23 protein-coding genes and 1 pseudogene are annotated in these 17,065 nt (G+C 58.3%); 11 read left to right on the forward strand and 13 right to left on the reverse strand.

Translation table 11 applies throughout. The features are described from left to right. Window positions 1-139: 139 nt before the first annotated feature. Together R3E82_16120 and R3E82_16125 are read left to right on the forward strand one after the other, a co-directional pair. Window positions 140-427 (forward strand): hypothetical protein, encoded by a 288-nt coding sequence (locus tag R3E82_16120; GenBank protein MEZ5552412.1) that lies wholly within the window; start codon window positions 140-142, stop codon window positions 425-427. Next, window positions 424-1,434 (forward strand): hypothetical protein, encoded by a 1,011-nt coding sequence (locus R3E82_16125; protein ID MEZ5552413.1) that lies wholly within the window; start codon window positions 424-426, stop codon window positions 1,432-1,434. The genes R3E82_16120 and R3E82_16125 overlap by 4 nt, the downstream gene beginning before the upstream one ends. 56 nt (window positions 1,435-1,490) lie before the next feature. Here the strand turns inward: R3E82_16125 and R3E82_16130 are convergent, their stop codons facing one another. Beyond that, window positions 1,491-2,558 (reverse strand): CHAT domain-containing protein, encoded by a 1,068-nt coding sequence (locus R3E82_16130; GenBank protein ID MEZ5552414.1) that lies wholly within the window; start codon window positions 2,556-2,558, stop codon window positions 1,491-1,493. A 295-nt stretch (window positions 2,559-2,853) separates the two neighbouring features. On the opposite strand from R3E82_16130, the gene R3E82_16135 reads away from it, so the two are divergent. Together R3E82_16135 and R3E82_16140 are read left to right on the forward strand one after the other, a co-directional pair. Further along, the gene (locus R3E82_16135; protein MEZ5552415.1) at window positions 2,854-3,132 is read left to right on the forward strand and encodes a glycosyl hydrolase 108 family protein; all 279 of its coding nucleotides are present in this window, start codon (window positions 2,854-2,856) and stop codon (window positions 3,130-3,132) included. Window positions 3,133-3,198: 66 nt separating this feature from the next. Further along, a complete protein-coding gene (locus R3E82_16140; protein MEZ5552416.1) occupies window positions 3,199-3,549 on the forward strand; it encodes a peptidoglycan-binding protein in 351 nt (116 codons plus the stop codon). A 76-nt stretch (window positions 3,550-3,625) separates the two neighbouring features. On the opposite strand, the gene R3E82_16145 is transcribed toward R3E82_16140, so the two are convergent. Both R3E82_16145 and R3E82_16150 read right to left on the reverse strand, forming a co-directional pair. Further along, a complete protein-coding gene (locus R3E82_16145) occupies window positions 3,626-4,471 on the reverse strand; it encodes an ankyrin repeat domain-containing protein (GenBank protein MEZ5552417.1) in 846 nt (281 codons plus the stop codon). Continuing rightward, window positions 4,459-4,944 (reverse strand): hypothetical protein, encoded by a 486-nt coding sequence (locus R3E82_16150; GenBank protein ID MEZ5552418.1) that lies wholly within the window; start codon window positions 4,942-4,944, stop codon window positions 4,459-4,461. The genes R3E82_16145 and R3E82_16150 overlap by 13 nt, the downstream gene beginning before the upstream one ends. 365 nt (window positions 4,945-5,309) lie before the next feature. Here R3E82_16150 and R3E82_16155 point away from each other — a divergent pair, with 365 nt between their 5' ends. The 5 genes from R3E82_16155 (at window position 5,310) to R3E82_16175 (ending at window position 7,799) form a co-directional block, all read left to right on the forward strand. Next, on the forward strand, window positions 5,310-5,591 hold the full coding sequence (locus R3E82_16155) for a winged helix-turn-helix domain-containing protein (GenBank protein ID MEZ5552419.1): 282 nt from the start codon (window positions 5,310-5,312) through the stop codon (window positions 5,589-5,591). After that, on the forward strand, window positions 5,555-6,229 hold the full coding sequence (locus R3E82_16160) for a hypothetical protein (GenBank protein ID MEZ5552420.1): 675 nt from the start codon (window positions 5,555-5,557) through the stop codon (window positions 6,227-6,229). The genes R3E82_16155 and R3E82_16160 overlap by 37 nt, the downstream gene beginning before the upstream one ends. A 63-nt stretch (window positions 6,230-6,292) precedes the next feature. Next, complete coding sequence (locus R3E82_16165) at window positions 6,293-6,970, forward strand: hypothetical protein (GenBank protein MEZ5552421.1); 678 nt, start codon at window positions 6,293-6,295, stop codon at window positions 6,968-6,970. A gap of 106 nt (window positions 6,971-7,076) precedes the next feature. Next, the gene (locus R3E82_16170; GenBank protein MEZ5552422.1) at window positions 7,077-7,385 is read left to right on the forward strand and encodes a hypothetical protein; all 309 of its coding nucleotides are present in this window, start codon (window positions 7,077-7,079) and stop codon (window positions 7,383-7,385) included. A 165-nt stretch (window positions 7,386-7,550) separates the two neighbouring features. Next, complete coding sequence (locus R3E82_16175; protein ID MEZ5552423.1) at window positions 7,551-7,799, forward strand: hypothetical protein; 249 nt, start codon at window positions 7,551-7,553, stop codon at window positions 7,797-7,799. 10 nt (window positions 7,800-7,809) lie between these two features. Here R3E82_16175 and R3E82_16180 read toward each other — a convergent pair whose 3' ends face one another. From R3E82_16180 to R3E82_16195, 4 genes are all read right to left on the reverse strand, one after another. Next, a complete protein-coding gene (locus R3E82_16180) occupies window positions 7,810-8,787 on the reverse strand; it encodes an NAD(P)-dependent alcohol dehydrogenase (protein ID MEZ5552424.1) in 978 nt (325 codons plus the stop codon). Between the two features lie 248 nt (window positions 8,788-9,035). Next, on the reverse strand, window positions 9,036-9,644 hold the full coding sequence (locus R3E82_16185; GenBank protein MEZ5552425.1) for a VOC family protein: 609 nt from the start codon (window positions 9,642-9,644) through the stop codon (window positions 9,036-9,038). Between the two features lie 25 nt (window positions 9,645-9,669). Continuing rightward, window positions 9,670-10,554, reverse strand: coding sequence for a fumarylacetoacetate hydrolase family protein (locus tag R3E82_16190; protein MEZ5552426.1), 885 nt, complete (start codon window positions 10,552-10,554; stop codon window positions 9,670-9,672). Then, entirely contained in the window at window positions 10,551-11,231 is a 681-nt protein-coding gene (locus R3E82_16195) for a TetR family transcriptional regulator (GenBank protein ID MEZ5552427.1), read from the reverse strand. The genes R3E82_16190 and R3E82_16195 overlap by 4 nt, the downstream gene beginning before the upstream one ends. A 111-nt stretch (window positions 11,232-11,342) precedes the next feature. Here R3E82_16195 and R3E82_16200 point away from each other — a divergent pair, with 111 nt between their 5' ends. Beyond that, window positions 11,343-12,890 carry a bifunctional 3-(3-hydroxy-phenyl)propionate/3-hydroxycinnamic acid hydroxylase gene (locus R3E82_16200; protein ID MEZ5552428.1) on the forward strand — a complete coding sequence of 516 codons (1,548 nt, stop codon included), beginning with the start codon at window positions 11,343-11,345 and terminating at the stop codon, window positions 12,888-12,890. Between the two features lie 173 nt (window positions 12,891-13,063). Then, window positions 13,064-13,249 (forward strand): hypothetical protein, encoded by a 186-nt coding sequence (locus tag R3E82_16205; GenBank protein ID MEZ5552429.1) that lies wholly within the window; start codon window positions 13,064-13,066, stop codon window positions 13,247-13,249. A gap of 35 nt (window positions 13,250-13,284) precedes the next feature. On the opposite strand, the gene R3E82_16210 is transcribed toward R3E82_16205, so the two are convergent. The 6 genes and pseudogenes from R3E82_16210 to R3E82_16235 all read right to left on the reverse strand — a co-directional run bounded on the left by R3E82_16210 (window position 13,285) and on the right by R3E82_16235 (window position 16,927). After that, window positions 13,285-14,420 (reverse strand): IS3 family transposase gene (locus R3E82_16210; protein MEZ5552430.1). Its coding sequence is split into 2 segments (ribosomal slippage): window positions 13,285-14,177 and window positions 14,177-14,420, totalling 1,137 coding nucleotides; the frame shifts between segments, so codons are not numbered across the junction. A gap of 266 nt (window positions 14,421-14,686) precedes the next feature. Further along, on the reverse strand, window positions 14,687-15,019 hold the full coding sequence (locus tag R3E82_16215) for a helix-turn-helix domain-containing protein (GenBank protein MEZ5552431.1): 333 nt from the start codon (window positions 15,017-15,019) through the stop codon (window positions 14,687-14,689). Then, on the reverse strand, window positions 15,016-15,363 hold the full coding sequence (locus R3E82_16220) for a type II toxin-antitoxin system RelE/ParE family toxin (GenBank protein ID MEZ5552432.1): 348 nt from the start codon (window positions 15,361-15,363) through the stop codon (window positions 15,016-15,018). The genes R3E82_16215 and R3E82_16220 overlap by 4 nt, the downstream gene beginning before the upstream one ends. 518 nt (window positions 15,364-15,881) lie before the next feature. Further along, window positions 15,882-16,214 (reverse strand): transcriptional regulator, encoded by a 333-nt coding sequence (locus R3E82_16225; GenBank protein ID MEZ5552433.1) that lies wholly within the window; start codon window positions 16,212-16,214, stop codon window positions 15,882-15,884. After that, entirely contained in the window at window positions 16,211-16,465 is a 255-nt protein-coding gene (locus tag R3E82_16230) for a type II toxin-antitoxin system RelE/ParE family toxin (GenBank protein MEZ5552434.1), read from the reverse strand. Before R3E82_16230 ends, R3E82_16225 begins: the two co-directional genes overlap by 4 nt. Before the next feature lie 124 nt (window positions 16,466-16,589). Further along, a pseudogene (locus R3E82_16235) lies at window positions 16,590-16,927 on the reverse strand (DEAD/DEAH box helicase). Between the last annotated feature and the right edge of the window lie 138 nt (window positions 16,928-17,065).

A 17,065-nucleotide genomic window follows, 5' to 3' on the forward strand; every position in this document is an offset into this window, starting at 1 on the left:
TCGGCAAATTGCGAGTTTTTCCCATCCGATGCGAAATAGGATGAATGGAACAGCCAGCAGCAATAGGAATCCAGATGTGGTATTCATCTGCCTGCCGCTAACAAGGGCGTCCGGATAAGGGCATCCGACGGGAAATCCGATGAAAAAAAGGAACGACCAATTGGACGGCGCGCTCGACGCATTGGAGCGGCTGTTGCGCATGTTCGTGGTGGAACGATACGTCTATCTGACCCTCACTGTGTTTGCTTTTCTGCTGCTGATCTACATCGCATACGTGTTGTTCCAGGCAACCGATATTGACACAAAGCTACTGGTTATGATTTTTGGAAGCACGGGTCTGATCACCGCCTCATCCGCACGTACCACCTGGTTTTTCAACAGGGCATTCGGGCTTATAGAAGAGCTCATTCGAAGGAGATCGGAATGAGCGAGAAGCAGATAGATGTGAACCAGGCCTTCGAAGAACTCCGTAAAGGGTCCATTTATTCACTCATCTTTGTGGTGCTGGGCGTCGCGTTTCTTGTCGGAAGTGTCTACTACAGCGCTACGCGATTATCTCCTCTAGAAGAGCAGATTCGCTCGATTTCAAAGGACATAACGTTGAAGTCACAGGAGCTTGAACTAAAGACAAAGGAGATAGAGAAACTTGAGAATACCCGCGATTTCCTGGAGTCCGAGGCAAACATACTTCGAGCTAACAAGGACGGCCTGCTTCTGGAAATCCAGGGGCTCGAAGACAAACTGTCTTCCGTCAAACAGAAAGTAGAAGCGCGTGACTACAGCGAAGCTCAGGTGGAACTGGAAAAGCCACTGCCGGCGCGCGTTTACATCCATATTCGCTCGATCCTGCAGAATCGTCTTGCCGGCAGGCTGGCAGGAAAACTTTCAGAAGCGGGCATTGTTGTCCCTGATACTTCAATTCTGGTGGATTACGGGCCGAAACAGTCTCAGTTACGGTATTTTCGAAGAGCAGAGTCGGCGGAAGCTCAGAAGATAATGGCTACTCTGCAGTCTGGCATGCCGGATGTTGCCTGGAACCTCAGTTACATGGAGGGATTCGAAAGCTCTACAGACATACGCCCGTTGCATTTCGAAGTCTGGTTGGATCCGTGCAAGCTCGATTACGATAGCGCGGAGTGGCAATCTGCATTTGTCGGTAACACTGAGCCTGGAACCTGGCATGTGTTTGCAGAGACGCTCCCGATCGGCGCCAGCAGTGGCGAAGCGGAGCAGCGGGCGCGAAACCTGGACGCAGCTTTCCCTGATTACCGATTTAAGGTCATGTCCACCCAGAGCAGTTCACAGGGCAACAGACGCTATGCAATCGTCGTTGCCGAGGGTCTGCGCGATGCCGGTCTGGCAAAGGCGATTGCAAAGCACGTCGACTTATGCGAAATCGCTCCCGGGGCCTATGCCCGGCAGCAGCCGGGCTGATCGGTGCCCAGCCTGGCATCCACTTCTCACTACCTGCGGGCGAGCTCGTGGTCGGGTCAGTGAGCTGAAAAATCATAAACGAGTTCAAAATCAAAAAGCACGCCGTCAGGGACTCGCGTGTAGAGCACCGGCGTCGTCCATTCCAGAATAGTTTCCGTATCCTGTGATAAGGCTTGTCGGGCCCCACCGACAGCTCGATCAACGGGCAGTTCCTGAGTCAGTCGAAGGTAGAATTCCTCGGCAAAAAAAATGGCAAATTCATCGGTAACCTTGAACTGCATTGCCAATACTGCTGGTACTCCTGCGATCACAAGGGATGCCGCCAGACCTGAAAACTTCTGATCATCGGATCCTCGACCCGTAATGCCCGTGTTGCAGGCATTCAGGTAGGCGAGCTGAAGTGCAGGTTGTTCACGAATCAATTCGCCCAGATCAGAACTGGAAAGCAGGTCCGAGGCTCCTGTTAGCGGATGTTCAAAGACCAGTGCACCATTGCCTGTTCCAGGATCGAATTCGCCATGTCCCATGAAGTGGAGAACGTGAACATTGCCTGCGCGCAGCAGACGCCGGAAATCGGCTATCGAGGCATGTTCCAGGTATTCAACTCCAATACCTGGACAGGACGCCCATGATTCTTCAATTTCGCGCCTTTCATCTTCCAGATTCAGCCACTCCCGATCTTTGGGGCTTGCCATCACGACGAGAACACGAAGAGGCAATTGCACAGCGGTACGTTTGTGCATCTCATCCGGAACCACAGTGCGAGTAATTGAAATTCGTTCGTCCATGATCAGAAATTTCGCCTCTAACTCATCATAGAGCGCCTCCCAAGGCAGGCGGTGAAGTACGTCCAGATTCGCGGTACTGGCATCCAGAACAAAATTCAAACGCAAAAAATCATCTGGCGGCATCGCTTCAATATGCGCATGCAGAAGTGCTCTATTCGTGCCATGGAACAGACTCTCAAACATCTGCTGGCCGATTGATTTCAAACTCGAGGCACTTTCAGGCAGAGGGCTCGCAATACCCTTATTCAAACTGAGCACTGCTGCTTCTATGTCAGCAGGCAGCGCAATTCGGAGGAGCGTTGACTCTCTGTCGATCAATGGCGAACTGTACTTCACCGTACAGTGTCCGGAGTCTTCGCCGGAAATCCTGACATCAAGTTGCGTACATCCCAAATCAAATATCCTTCTGTTCCCATTTTCCTAAGCGCGCCGGACCCTGCACTTCTTCCGGCAGGAGTCAAAAATCTGCGGGTTTACAATTCAAACAGGAAGTATCAGGTTTCCTCAGTACTTGCCGAAAGTCTATTCAAAGAATACGACAGCCAATGCCAATCGGGGCACCGAAGCTGTCTTGTCCACTGGAGATCTCGTCATGAAGGAAAAATTCAGAGAATCACTGTAGCATGCACTGCTGCACGAAGGCGGCTGGGCTGATCACCCGCGAGATCCCGGGGGCGCGACGATGAAAGGCGTCACCCTGGCAACCTATCGCCGCCACTTCGGTGCAAAGCAAGACAAGAATGAGCTGAAAAATAACTCTGACAAGGAACTCGAACGGATCTATCGGGCCGGCTATTGGGATGTATGTCAGTGCGACAGGTTACCTTCCGGAGTCGACTATGCAGTTTTCGACGCCGCTGTGAATTCCGGCCCCGGACACAGCATCAGGTGGCTACGGGCTTCAGTCTGAACGAGGCAGGATGCCAGCATCGGCCCGAAGACACTGGACAGACTTAGAGAAAATGAACCGGCCCAGGTGGCCGACGGTGTCTGTGATCGCCGATTAACCTTTCTTCAAAGCCTGCCTACGCGGGACACCTTCGGCAAAGGCTGGAACAGACGCATCGAAAGCGTGCGCAACACGGCAATGACCATAGCGGGATTGAAGCCGTCAGCGGTGACTCCTTCAGTGAACTACCGCCTAGCCAGGAAAGGCTCCAGAGGGCTGTGGGTACGTAAACTGCAGGAAGCGTTGAGGATTCATGTGGATGGGCGTTTCGGGAAGGGCACCGAAGTTGCTCTCATAGCCTGGCAGAAAGCCCGGGGGATCGAACCTGACGGAGTTGCGGGACACTTTACCTACCGAACACTGGGATTGATCGCTTGAATTGCTGATCCGCCCGGATCGGTCTGGTGCCTGATCACACTCTGAGCAAGCGCGGGAACTCTACAAACTCCAGACCCTAGTCCTCGAAGGCAATCCCGCGGGACTGGAAAATACTGAGAATCTCCGGGTCGTCCCAGGCGCGCGCGTTGCGGGCCGGAGTGATTCCGTTGGGTCCTGACAGCTCAAGGTCGGCGCCATGGTCGACGAGTAGACGGACCATTGGCTTTTGTCTGGCCAGCAGCGCCATGTTCAGGGGCGTCATTCCTTGAGGTGAGACAAAGTTCACTGAGGCGCCTCTTTCGATGAGCATTTGCGCCAGTGCTACTCTGCCGTTGCGGCAAGCGAGAATCAGAGCGTTCTGACCCTGTCGGTCCGTTGCATCGGCATTGGCACCCCGTTCAAGCAGGAACTCGACCATGTCCTCATGCCCGGCTTCGATCGCAGCGAGTAGAGGGGGTGACGGTATCTGCCGCCGTAAGGGCGCGGGAATGGCGAGCACGCCTTTTTGCTCACTGGGATCAGTGCCGGTCGCCTGTACGAAGTCGATGTTGGCGCCGTGTTCGAGCAGAAGCGAGACCATGGGTGCATCGCCTTGGTAGGCCGCAATCGTGAGCGCGCTGACGCCTGAGCGGCGATCGGGCACGTCCACCAGAGCGCCAGCAGCGAGCAGTTTCCTGACGGCCTCTACGTTTCCATTGTAGATGCCGAAATGCAGTGGATACTCGCCGGCACCATCGCGCCCATTCACGTCGTATCCTTTGTCAATCAGACGGTCAATGCGTTTGAGGTTGCCGCGCATCACTGCGATGTGCAGTGAAGACCTGGCGGCCATCGCAATGGGTGTCTGCAGCCCGACGTACAACGTGCCCGCGGCGACCAGGAAGCGGCGGCGGGATGCGTCTGGACAACTCAATCGGCCCATTGCGCGGCTCCTTTGAACTTGAATCGATCTGCGATCCGTTTACCTGTGGTCGAATCGATCTCGGTCAGATCCAGGGTGTATGTCTGACGGGCTGAAAGGTCCTTTCGTGGCTCCATGCGCACGTAAAGGGGCTCGCCAGGAATTGCGATCGCGGTGAGCTTCAGGTCTGTGGGCGAACGGATTTCGATCGGACCTGGTTCAACGTCCATGTAGAACGTGACATTGACGCCGTAGGGCGTGGTCACATTGCGCCCATTGATATTCAGTTTCGGCCGCCAGGCGCCACCGAGCAGCCCGACGAATCGCGTGTTGTCGCCGTAGAAAACGATTCGAGCCTTGTAGCCCTCCAGCGGGTCTGGTGGTGCGGTGTCTTTGTCTTGTCCGATCGCTGCGGGACTGGATATAGCCAGGAGCAGCATCAGCGTGAAGCTGCAGACGCATACGAGCGGGCTGGTTGCTTTTCTGCTCTGCATTGCCGTGCATCTCCGTCCGTCAGCAGGCCGCCACCTGATATCTGCTGGTAGAACCTTACACCAGGGTGAGGAGATTCCCACAATCCGAAAGTGAATCCGATCCTTCGGGATGACCTGCTGCGGTGGAGATAGATCGTCGTCCAGGGCGAAGATCAGCCGTCCCCGTCGGCAGGGAGGCCTCCAACGTTGTTCAGTCGGCTTGAAGCCCTGGTGGCTCACGTTGCGCTGGCAGACAGGCGATCTGATGGTAATCCGGGTGGCTGGCGGAGGAATCGCGGGCGGATCCGAGTGGCGAGCATCTGGAAGCAGATGTGGCTACGCTGTAGCGGGCTGCTCAGCCGCTCCCAAAGTGCTACCGTTTTCGGGTGGACGAATTTCGAGTCGACGGCTGGCTGATCGCGCCTGGCCGCAACACCATCTCGAAGGGAACGCGCGCGCAGAAACTCGAGCCGCGAGTCATGGACCTGCTCGTGTATTTCGCCACACATCCGAACCAGGTACTGAGCCGCGACCAGATCCTGGAAAATGTCTGGCCGCATCGCTTCGTCAGCGACAGTACGCTGGAAACCGCCGTATCGGCGCTACGCAGAGCGTTCGGCGACAGCCCCGGGTGCTCGAAACCATTCCCAAGCGCGGCTACCGCCTGATCGCACCAACTACCGCGGCCAGGCCGCTGATCGCCATCCTGCCTCTCGACAATCTCACCGGCGATTCCGAACAGAGCTACCTCGCCGATGGCGTCACCGACCTGCTGATCAGCTCGCTCGGCGCGCATCGAGTTCTACGCGTCCTTTCCCGCCACTCCGCTATGGCTCTTCGCGAACGCGGTAAGCAGCTCGGGCAGATCACCCGCGAGCTCGGACTCGATTATCTCGTGGAGGGATCGATCAGCTCGCTCGTGCCCGGACGGGCCGCTGTGGCGGTTCGGCTCATCGATACCGGTGACGGCACGTGCCGCTGGTCTCAAACCGACAGCGTCACCCTCGCGGATCTCGTGAGCTGGCAGAACGAGGTCGCGCTCGGTATCGTCGGCGAAGTATCCCAGGAACCGGCTTTCAGGTTGGCCGGTCCTCCCGAAGGCAGGGCCAGAGCGGAAGCAGTCGATGACTACCTGCGTGGCCGATTCCACTTCTACAAATTCGACCCCGACGAGTTCCCCCGCGCGATTGCCTGCTTCGAGTCGGCAATCGCACATAGCCCCGGTTTCGCCGCCGCCCATGCGGCGATCGCAGACGTCTGGGGCGCCTACGGCTACTGGGGTGTTCGGTCCGCCACGGAGATTTGAGCTCCGCTTCGGGAGGCGCTCGACAGGTGCCGGCGTCTGGCACCAGGTAGCGCCGAAGCCGCAATGCTGGAAGGCGCGTTCCGCTTCCACTGCCGCCACGACTGGCGGGGCAGCCTGCAGAATCTGGAGCAGGCGATCGCAATCAACCCGAGCCTTGCGCACGCTCACATCCTGCTGGGTCTGGTGCTGGGCACGGTGCGCGATCCCGCGGCGCTGGCGGCCATCGATACGGCGCGACAGCTGGATCCTCTGGCACCACCCGTTAGCCTGGCCCGCGCGCTGTGCCTGTCGAGCTGGCAGCGCTACGAGGAGTCGGAATCCGAGGTGCACCGCATGCTGGAGCTGAATGCGTCGTTTCATCCAGCCCTGGAACTCGCGGCAGACCTGTTCTGGCTGCGAGCCGATCCCCGGGCGCTCGAGTGGGAACGCCGTGTGTGGGCAGCCGATGCCGAGATGTCCGCTCTGCTCGCCCGACCGGACCCAGGAGCCGCGCTCAGCGACGCCGCGACCTGCCTGCACCGCCGTGCGGAAAACCGCTACGTATCGCCGCGGGTCACCGCCCGGCTGCTGAGCCTTTCCGGACGTATCGACGAGTCGACCTCCGTGCTCGAGGACGCCATCGCCGAGGGTGATCTGATGCAGATCGACTTCGTGCAGATGGCGCCGTCCTTCGAGACGGTGCGGAGAACGTCCCGCTTCGCCCAACTCGCCGCGGGGATCGGTCTGCCGGACGCAGACTGAGACGCCCCCACTGCTGTTGCGGCGGTTTCGCCGAGCTTTTCCCCAGGTCTGCAGGCCCGTTCGCGTTCTACGCTGAGCTTTCTTCAATTGCCGTGAAGCCTGAACCATGAAAATCCGACCCCTGCTGCCCTTGCTGCTAGTTCTCATGCTCATCACCACCGGCGTGCCGTCTACCGCGGACGCGCGTCGCCCGCCTGATCCCACGGGTATCTGGTACCTGGCGCTCGATGCCGAGCCCTACGGGTTGCCGCCCGACACCGTGCTGCCAGGTCTCGTCATGGTCAATCGGGGCGGGACAGCACTCTTTGCCGATGGCGGTGACTTCGGCGGTTTTCCGTTCGCAGGCCGGGACTCCAACCAGTTCTCGACCTGGCGTTTCACGCGCGACGGTTGCCGAGGGCGCCACACTGAGTGACAAGGGTTGAGGGCGGGTACTCCATCCGGGGTTCCGGTTCGATCTCCGGGATCTCCCACGCACACGGGGGATGTGTGATCCTCCACGGACGCGATGAAGACACCAGCACCTGGCTGGTGGCGCAACCCGATGTCGTGGTCGCCAGTGACAGGTTGCCATTCATCGGTGACTTTTTTACATCCCCGCAGTGCGGGCACCTATGCCCGGGTGCTCGGCCACTACGTGCGGGACGGGATGGCGCTGCCAGTGCTGCTGGCCATGCAGAAAATGACTCTGGATCAGGGCACCTGCTCAGTGCCCGAGCGAACCTCTGCCGGTATGATTCATACCCTTGTCAGTGGTCAGAGTGTCGTGCGAGATGGGGTGATCGTGCCCGACGTGTATCCAGGCCAGGCAATCCGATCCGAGTGGTGAGCTTCAGCCTCTACTCTCCCATTTGAATGACACACGCTCCAAGTCGGTGTTCTGTCTCCACCCGCCTATGTGCCTCACTCGCCCGCGACATCGGAAATACCTGATCAACAATCGATCCGATCTTCCCCTGCTCAATCATCGTTCTGAGCTCTGAAAGAGCCGCCTTTGTTTCTGCAGCAAACGCAAAACTGGCCGTCCTGTCGGTAAACCAGTTGGTAATCAGACACCTCAGCATCACTGACAGGCGGGGGTTGCCTGCCAGATAACGCCCACCCGGGTTGAGCATTCTGATACAGGCGCTGTAGGAACTGGTTGGAACCATATCGAAGATGACATCGTATCCAGCACCCCTGGCATTCAGAGGTTCTTTCTCGAAATCGATAAAGTCATCGGCGCCGAACCCGCGCACGGCGGTCTCCTTGAAGCCCCGATCCACCGCTGTCACTTTCGCACCCATGGACTTCGCTATCTGCACCGCGTGCGCACCGATACTGCCACCCGCGCCATTGACCAGAACGGTTTCGCCGGATCTGATTTCAGCAAGACGCATGAAATGCAGCGCGTTGAGCCCACCAAGAGGGACTGCCGCGGCTTCGACGAAACTCATGTTCCGCGGCTTCGCAGCAATGGCGTAACTGGCAGGCAGGACGACGTACTCGCCGTATGCGCCCAGCCGCAACCGGGTCGTCCCGAACACCCGATCACCAGGCTCGAAATCTGTGACCCCTGCTCCAAGCGATTCTATTTCTCCCGAAAAATACCCGCCGAGAATCTGCCGCCGGGGTTTTGTTATTCCCAATGCGATCCGTAATGGCAGCCAGAACCACTTCACCGCGTATCTGAAACTGCGCATCTCACAGTCTGCTTTGGTCGCCTCAGCGGCACACACCCGAATCAGAACTTCGCCCTGCTCAGGTTCCGGCCTGGTTACCTCGGTCAGGCCCAGGACTTCAGGGGGTCCGTAGGTCGAATAAGTGATTGCTTTCACAGTCTTCCAGGCTCCTGTCCGTGCGGCTGCGGAAACAAGATAAACAGACCGGGTGGATATTTGAACCTGGCAACGTATGACTTCCTTCCGGAATCACCAATCGTCGCCGGGCAACTCCACAGCATGAGCCCCAGACACCCCGGTCGAGCTCTATCACCTGGACGACCACAGCACGCTACCCCAACTGCTTCAATAGCGCTGGCTACCGGAGAAACGAGAGAAATGACCCGTTGTTTTCCCTGTTCGCACTAGCGATCCGGCAACTGGTCGAGTAGCTCAGACGGATCGATAATCCGTCGCGTCAGTAGATCGGTGAGGTCGTCACCTCGCTCGAGGCGACTGACAAACTCCTCCGGATCGAATTTCACACCCAAAGGATTGCTGGCGAAATCACTCTGCTCCAGCCATCGGGTAGTCTCCGCCGCGCTGTCGAACAGGTCCACCTGCAGCTCGATCTGGTTGGCGTCCGGATCCCGATAGTACATGGACAGGGTCAGCCCGTGGTTGATACACCAGTACGGCGTGATGCCAACCTCACGCAGGCGCACATAAGTCGCTGCAAGGTCTGCCAGGGACCCGTACGTATAGGCACAGTGCTCCACTCCCGCGCAGTCCGCCGGTTTGTCCTTGAGCTGGGGCTGGTTCGCAAAAGCCAGGCGGTGGTGTTCGTCATCGTAAGTCATGAAGCAGAGCATCTCGTTCTGCAGTACCACCTCGGCCTCCAGCACCGTCCGGTACCAGTCGATCATCTGCTCGTAGCGCGGCGTTTTGTAGACGATGTGCGCAAACAACCCAGGGGCGATCTTGCCACGTGCTCGGGCGGTCTTCGGCAGACTCACCTTCAGGTTTGCCGTCATGTTTCTATCTCCTGGATGTGGCGTATCAGCCATCGCCAATCATGGTGCGTGCGTTTTCATTGAGCAGCGGGTTTTCAATAGCGCCGATCCGATCGATCTCGACTCGCACCACGTCGCCCGCCTTCAGAAATTTCGGGGGTTTCATGGCGGCGCCTACGCCATGCGGTGTACCTGTGAATAGGACGTCTCCCGGATCGAGGGGGAACGCGCGGGTCAGCTCGGCAATCTGGTCGTAGCAGTCGTAGATCAGCTCAGCCGTATTCGATTCCTGGCGCAGCTCGCCGTTCACATAGCAGCGGATGCCGGCATCGTGGGGATCACCGAATTCATCCGGTGTCACGATCCAGGGCCCGATGGGGCCATGGGTCGCGAAAGACTTGCCCATGGTCATGGTAGGCGTGCGCATCTGCCAGTCGCGCACACTTACATCGTTGCCGCAGGTATAGCCGAAGATCACCTCGCGGGCACGCTCCCGGGGCACATGGCGGCAGTGTCGGCCGATCACGATGCAGAGTTCGGCCTCATAGTCGACATAATCTGGCGCTGCTGATGGAACATCTACCGGGTCGCAGGGTCCGGTGATGCAGTTGCGCTGTTTGTTGAACCACACCTGGTGCTTGGGCGCCTCCATTCCGGATTCTTTGATGTGGTCGCCATAGTTGAGGCCGATGGCTAACACCTTGCCCGGGTCACCGATTGGAGCTTCGAGACGAACGGCGTCCAGTGGGTAGTGCGGAGACACGCCTTCGGCGACATCCCTCGCGACTGCCCAGGCGTCGGGCCCGGCCTCGATCAGTGCGCGCATGCTGGAGGGCAGATCTGGCGCCGCGACCGAAAGATCGATAACACCGCGATCATTTATCACGCCGATGCGAGTGCTTCCTGATTCCGTAAAAGTCACGTATCTCATCCGTGCTGTTCTCCCTCGTCGTATTCCCCCATTTGGTCTGATCGATCGCCCTGGTTGTCGATCAGCAGCGCCGTCACTCGCTCGACGTGCTGCTCGATGAACTCTGGTGTGCGCGGCGAAACTCCGAACAGGCCGCGGCATTCGTGCTCCGCGCTGAACACAAACGCGCTGGCGCCGATGAACATGTAGTAGCGGTGCGGATCGTGCAGCCCCTGTATCAGACGGGAAGCTTCAGGCACCGCGCGTTCCAGCGCGTTGAGCTGGGGCCGGACGTGGCGCTCGACGATGTAGTCGACGCGCCAGGAGGCGGTCATGCACTCCTGCATCATCAGCCGGTTCAATTCCGGGTGCTCCGCACTGTAGCGCACGAAAGCTCGCACGAGCGCGCGCGCCGATTCCGTCGGTGCGACTTCGGCGAGCACCAGCAGACGCTCACCGAAGGCGTCAGCCATTCCCTGAAAGAGCCGGTCCACGACCGCTTTCCAGATACCGTCTTTGTCGTCGAAGTGATAGGCAACCAGACCTCGATTGACACCCGCAGCCTCTTCCAGCTGGCGCACCGAAACGCCCGCGAAGCCACGGCTGCTAAAGGCATCGGTGGCCGCGTCGAGCAGGGTCGCGCGCGTCTCCAGCGCGCGTTGCTGGGTACGTCTGGTCGGGCTTGCGGTAGTCGCCATGAGCTTGGTTTCCGAGCAACAGTGCCGTCAATGAACTAAAAATACTTGCAATGTGACATCTTATGCAAGTATTTTTTCGTTGTATTACAAATATAAGGTGTGACAGGCGAGATGAACAGGCACTCTGAGCATCCGAGCGTGCTGATCGTTGGGGCGGGACCCGTGGGTCTGTCTCTGGCCAATCTCCTTGGCATTGAGGGCGTGTCCTGCATGCTGATCGAGCGGAATGACGGTTGTATTCCTGAACCCCGTGCGGTGGTAGTTGACGGGGAGAGCATGCGGACCTTTCAGACCATGGGCCTGGTGGACGAGCTGGCGGCCGATATGCGGCAGGGCTTTGTCGCCGACTATCAGAATGCGGAAGGCGTCCACCTGTTCTCCAGTGATCTGCGTCCCCGTCCCTACGGATTCTGCCTGCAGAATGCGTTCGACCAGCCGACCCTGGAACGCTCCCTGCTTGCCGGGCTCGACCGGTTCGACTGCGTGACGGTGCACCATGGCACCGAGCTGCTCAACTTCGAAGTGGGCGCTGAAGGTGTGCAGGCGCGCATCCGAACCAGGGGAGAGGTGGAGTCGATCATCCGGGCCGATTACCTGGTGGGCACGGATGGCGGCCGCTCGATGGTCCGAGCGCAACTTGGCATCGCCATGCAGGGTGAGCGGTTACCGCAGAAGTGGCTGGTGGTGGATACCATCGATCACCATCCTGGCGATGATCCTGAGTGCCGCTTTTACTGCGACCCTAAGCGGCCCGCCATGACTATCCTGCGGCCACGTGGAGAGCGTCGCTGGGAGTGGATGCTGATGCCCGGCGAGACCGACGCTGAGATGCTCGAGGATGACCGCATCGACGCCCTGCTGGCTGCGCATACCGACCCGGCGCAAGTGCACGTGTACCGCCGCTGCGTTTATGGCTTCAGTGCCGTGGTCGCCGAACGCTTCGCACAGGGACCGGTGCTGCTTGCCGGGGACGCCGCCCACATGACGCCACCATTCGCCGGCCAGGGACTGAACGCCGGTATCCGCGACGTGCGCAATCTGGCCTGGAAACTGGCGCGGGTGCTCAACGGGCGCCTGCCGGAGACACTGCTTGCCACCTATGACCAGGAGCGCCACGATGCCGCGCGCGCAATGGTCGACATGGCGGTTGCGCTCGGCAACCAGATCCAACCCACCGATCCCGAGGCTGCAGCGGCCAGAGATGCACACTTCGCTGCCCTGAATCGCGATCCGGAAGCCGCCCGCAGCTTTAACCGCGAGTCAGGCGCGTCGCTGGCGGATGTGCGTCTGCTGAAGGGATGGTTCGACTCGGGTTCGGCTGGTGGTGGACGCATGCTTCATCAGCCGTCGATTCAGACCCCCGCAGGCGAAGCACGACTCGACGAGCTGCTGGGGGACGGCTTTTCGGTGCTCTGCTGCGGTGGTGCTAAGGTGCCGGAAAGCTTTGCGGCAAACTCACTATGGCGGGCTCTGGCGCCGCATCCGGTGAGTGTTGATCCGGCCTGCGGCCTCTCAGAAGCCGATTTTGGTGGAGTCCTTGATCCCGCTGACCCCGCCCTTGTGCTGATCCGTCCGGACCGGTTCGTGATGGCGCAGCTGCGGCCGGAGGACTCGGCGATCGATACACTGGACCGCCTGCGCGCCGTGCTGGAGGGCTGAGATTTAATCCCGCAGTTCCCGGAGGTTCCGTTTTCAGCCCGATTACACCATCACCCCATGATCGATTTCAGGCGCTACGTGCGTTACAAAAAGACAGCACTCAGCCTGGTGTGGATACCCGGATAGAATGAATGCCTCTATGCCGAGCACCCCTGAGGCGCTAGGGAGGCGGGATGAAGAAGGTTCGATTCAGCGAAGAGCAGATGGTGAGGATCCTCCAGGAAGCCGAGCGGTCGCCCGTTCCGGACGCGGTTTCAGCCCATCGGATTATGCCAAAAACGAAAAAATCCCCGATGGGGCTTTCTCGTTTTTTGGTGGAGGTGACCTGCCCTGGCTTTTTCGGACCAGTTGAAGTTTGAGTGGAATGCCCCGAGTTTCTGGACACTGACCAGCCTCACACTGAGGCAGCCTCAAAGGCTGCCGGACTAACACCACCGAGGTGTTCATGGCGCCGCTGGCGATTATAGAACACCTCGATGTAATCGAAGACATCGGCTCGAGCCAGTTCGCGGGTTTTGTACACACGTTTGCGGATCCTCTCTTTCTTCAAGCTGCCGAAAAAGGACTCGGCTACCGCATTGTCCCAGCAGTTGCCGCGACGGCTCATGCTGGGCGTCAGATGGTGCTGTTGGCAGAATTTTCGCCAGTCATCACTTCCGTACTGTGAGCCCTGATCGGAGTGAATGAGGACCTCATGTGAGGGTTTGCGACGCCACACGGCCATCAGAAGGGCGTCCAGTACGATCTCACGCGCCAGCGTCGGCTTCATCGACCAGCCGACGACCTTACGCGAGTAGAGATCCAGGACGACAGCCAAGTAAAGCCATCCCTGCCACGTTCGGATATACGTGATGTCAGTGACCCAGGCGGCGTCAGGACGAGCCACGGTAAACTGTCGGTCGAGCGAATTGGGTGTCAGGATTGCTGGGCGGCCATAAATGATCCGCGGCCGCTTGTACCCATGTACGGCCTTTATTTCGTTTGATTCCATGATTCGCGCAACGCGATGCTTGCCGCACGGCTCCCCTGCCTCGCGAAGATCAAGGTAGATCCGGCGATAGCCATAAACTCCATGACTGGCCGCATACGATGCGCGAATCAAGGGCAGCAGCCGCTGATCTTCGAGTGCCCGATCGGAGTGTGGCCGGAAGAGCCACTCGTAATAGCCACTTCTGGACGCCGCTAACAGTTGGCACATGGTGCGCACTGGATAGCGATCACTATGATCGGCGATAAAGCGGTACTTCACTCGGGCTGGCTTGCGAAGTACCGCGCGGCCTTTTTTAGTATGTCTCGCTCCTCCTCTGCACGGCGTAACTGCGCGCGCAGCTTGAGGATTTCCTTCTTCGCGTCGTTCAGCTCTGCCGTATGGGCATCGGCCTTACTGGGTTTGATCGCTTTAACCCACTTATGCAGGCTGTGAGCGGACACGCCAAGTCGCTCGGCGACCTCGGCTACCGGATAGCCTCGTTCGACGATTTGCCGAACCGCCTCGTCCTTGAATTCCGGGGTGTATCGCTGATTACTCATCCACTTCCTCCTATGCAAATAGAATAGGCTGAAAGTGTCCGCGGAACCCGGGGCATTCCATTCCAATAACGGACTGGTCCGAAGAAACCCGGCAGGTCAGAGGCGGCGACGATCACACTGCCTCATGAATCAATAGCTTGCGGTGCCAAATGTCAGAAACACCCCAAAGATACCCCCACGCAACCCGAGTTCGGAAATGAAAAACTTAGACAGCCAATCTGGCTTACCTTCATTCCGAAGGTAGTCCTTTACTCGGTCCCATGCGTTCATGCCGCCTGGTTGCCTAACTCGCTTAACTTCTCTAGCGTATCGGGAAACTTCCTCACCATCAGAATCAACGCAGCGGCCTGGGCATTGGGGCGCGCCCTGCCTTGCTCCCAGTTTTCTAGAGTGCGCGTCGATACGCGCAGGCGACGGGCAAACACGGCGCGCGAGACGTGCATACGTTCGCGCGTGTCACGGATGAGGTCTGCATTCACTTCGAGAGGAGGCAGGTCCTCGACCTCATGCGAGCGTAGCGTGATCTTTCCCTCGCGCTGCTGCTGCATGGCATCAACGCCTTCCATCAGCTCATCGAACAACTTGCGTTTTTGCTTCATGCCCTTCGTCTCCTGGCTTCCAATTCGGTCTGGATAGCCTTCTTCAATAACTTCTTTTCTTCCGTCGTCAGGTCGGCGGCTTCATCCTTGTTATAAAGAGTGAAGAACCAAATCTGGTCTTCGGCCGACAGGTAGTAATAAATGATTCGCAGTCCACCTCGCTTGCCTTTGCCGCGAAGTGCGTCTTCCCAACGGACTTTGCGAAACCCGCCGGTGCCGGGCATCACATCACCCATTTCCGGGTTCTCCATCAACTCGCGCTGCAGCTCCCGATAGCGCTGGTCGGTCAGATAGTCGCCAAGGAGGCGCGTGAATAGAGGCGTTTCCAGGAAGACCAATTTCATCGACTAACTATACGCAAGTTGCGTATATTTTCAAGCAGAGGGTTCCGCGATGCGGAATCGAGAGGTGGCTCCGCTTTCCTGGATCAGTTTTCCAAAACGTTAAATCACGAAGCTGTGGGTTGAACTTGATCTTCTGTGGACTGACCTGCCCTCCCAGAGGCGCGGACGCGAGCTCAGATCATTTCGTTCTTCGAGCCGTAGACCCCAACTAAAGTCCTTGGCGCATAGGCGTAAAAATCTTCGGCGAAACTGAGGCACGTTGGTAATTAAAAGGGAAGTCAGGCCTCCGGCCAGTCTAATGGCACTTGTGAGTGGCAATCACACTCAGCTTATGCAACGCAGAAAGAAGCCGCTTCGGGAGCGGCTGGTTTTCCATCTATCTTATTGATTTAAATATATTTTATTGGTGGAGGCGGCGGCAACCACATCGCCTTATAAATCAATCTCTTATTCTTCTAAACGCGAGAAATACCCCCAAAGATACCCCCATATCGCTTCGACTGATTGTCCCATTAAATTCAAGCCGCCCGGTGCCCTAACTCGCTCAGTTTCTCCAAGGTATCGGGAAACTTCCTCACCATCAGTATCAATGCAGCGGCTTGGGCATTGGGCCGAGCCCGGCCTTGCTCCCAGTTTTCGAGAGTACGCGTAGACACGCGCAGGCGGCGGGCAAACACGGCGCGGGAGATGTGCATCCGCTTGCACGTGTCGCGGATGAGATCCGCGTCCACTTCGAGTGGGGGGAGGTCCTCGACCTCATGCGAGCGTAGCGTGATTTTCCCCTCACGCTGTTGCTGCATGGCATCGACGCCTTCCATCAGTTCATTGAACAACGTGCGCTTTTGCTTCATGACCTCAGTCTCCTGGCCTCCAATTCGGCCTGGATAGCCTTCTTCAATACCTTCTTCTCTTCCGTCGTCAGGTCGGCGACTTCATCCTTGTCGTAGAGCGTGAAGAACCAAATCTGGTGATCGGCCGACAGGTAGTAATAAATGACCCTCAATCCACCTCGCTTGCCTTTGCCGCGACGGGCGTCTTCCCAACGAACCTTGCGAAACCCGCCGGTGCCGGGCATCACATCACCCAGTTCCGGATTCTCCATCAACGCGCGCTGCAGTTCCCGATAGCTCTCGTTCGGTCAGATAGTGGCCGAGGAAGCGCGTGAACAAAGGGGTTTCCAGGAACACCAGTTTCATTGCCTAGGTATACGCCGTTTGCGTACACTTTCAAGCCGAGGGTTCCACGATGCGATATCCCATAGCCTGGTATCCGCGCTGGCGCTTGTCCCACATTCGGAGCAATGCCGGGTGGCCGGTGCCGACGAAATCGATGATCCGAATACTGGTCTTGGAGGCGTGCTCCCGGTGCAGGCGGCCGGGTACTGCTGCAGCGTTCCCTTCCAGCAAACCGGCATCGCCAATACCAAGGTATCGAGATGGGGATGGTCGAAACCCTCACCGACCAGCTTTCCAGTCGCCAGCAAGATGCGCGGATCGGGCGGCAAGGCATCCAGCCGAACAACGAGCGCGCCTCGCTGTTTCTTCGACATTCGGCCGTGCAAAGTTCGCGGTAGGGACGGAGATCGCTCCCTGCCCCCCGCACAGATCCGTTCGTGAAGCATTACCGCATACGGCTCCTGCCTTGAGTCATGACGCAAAGCGCTGATGTGGATAGGGGTGTAGCACCCGAACCCGTGGGACGG

The sequence above is a fragment of the Pseudomonadales bacterium genome (assembly GCA_041395945.1).
Lineage (GTDB): Bacteria > Pseudomonadota > Gammaproteobacteria > Pseudomonadales > Azotimanducaceae > SZUA-309.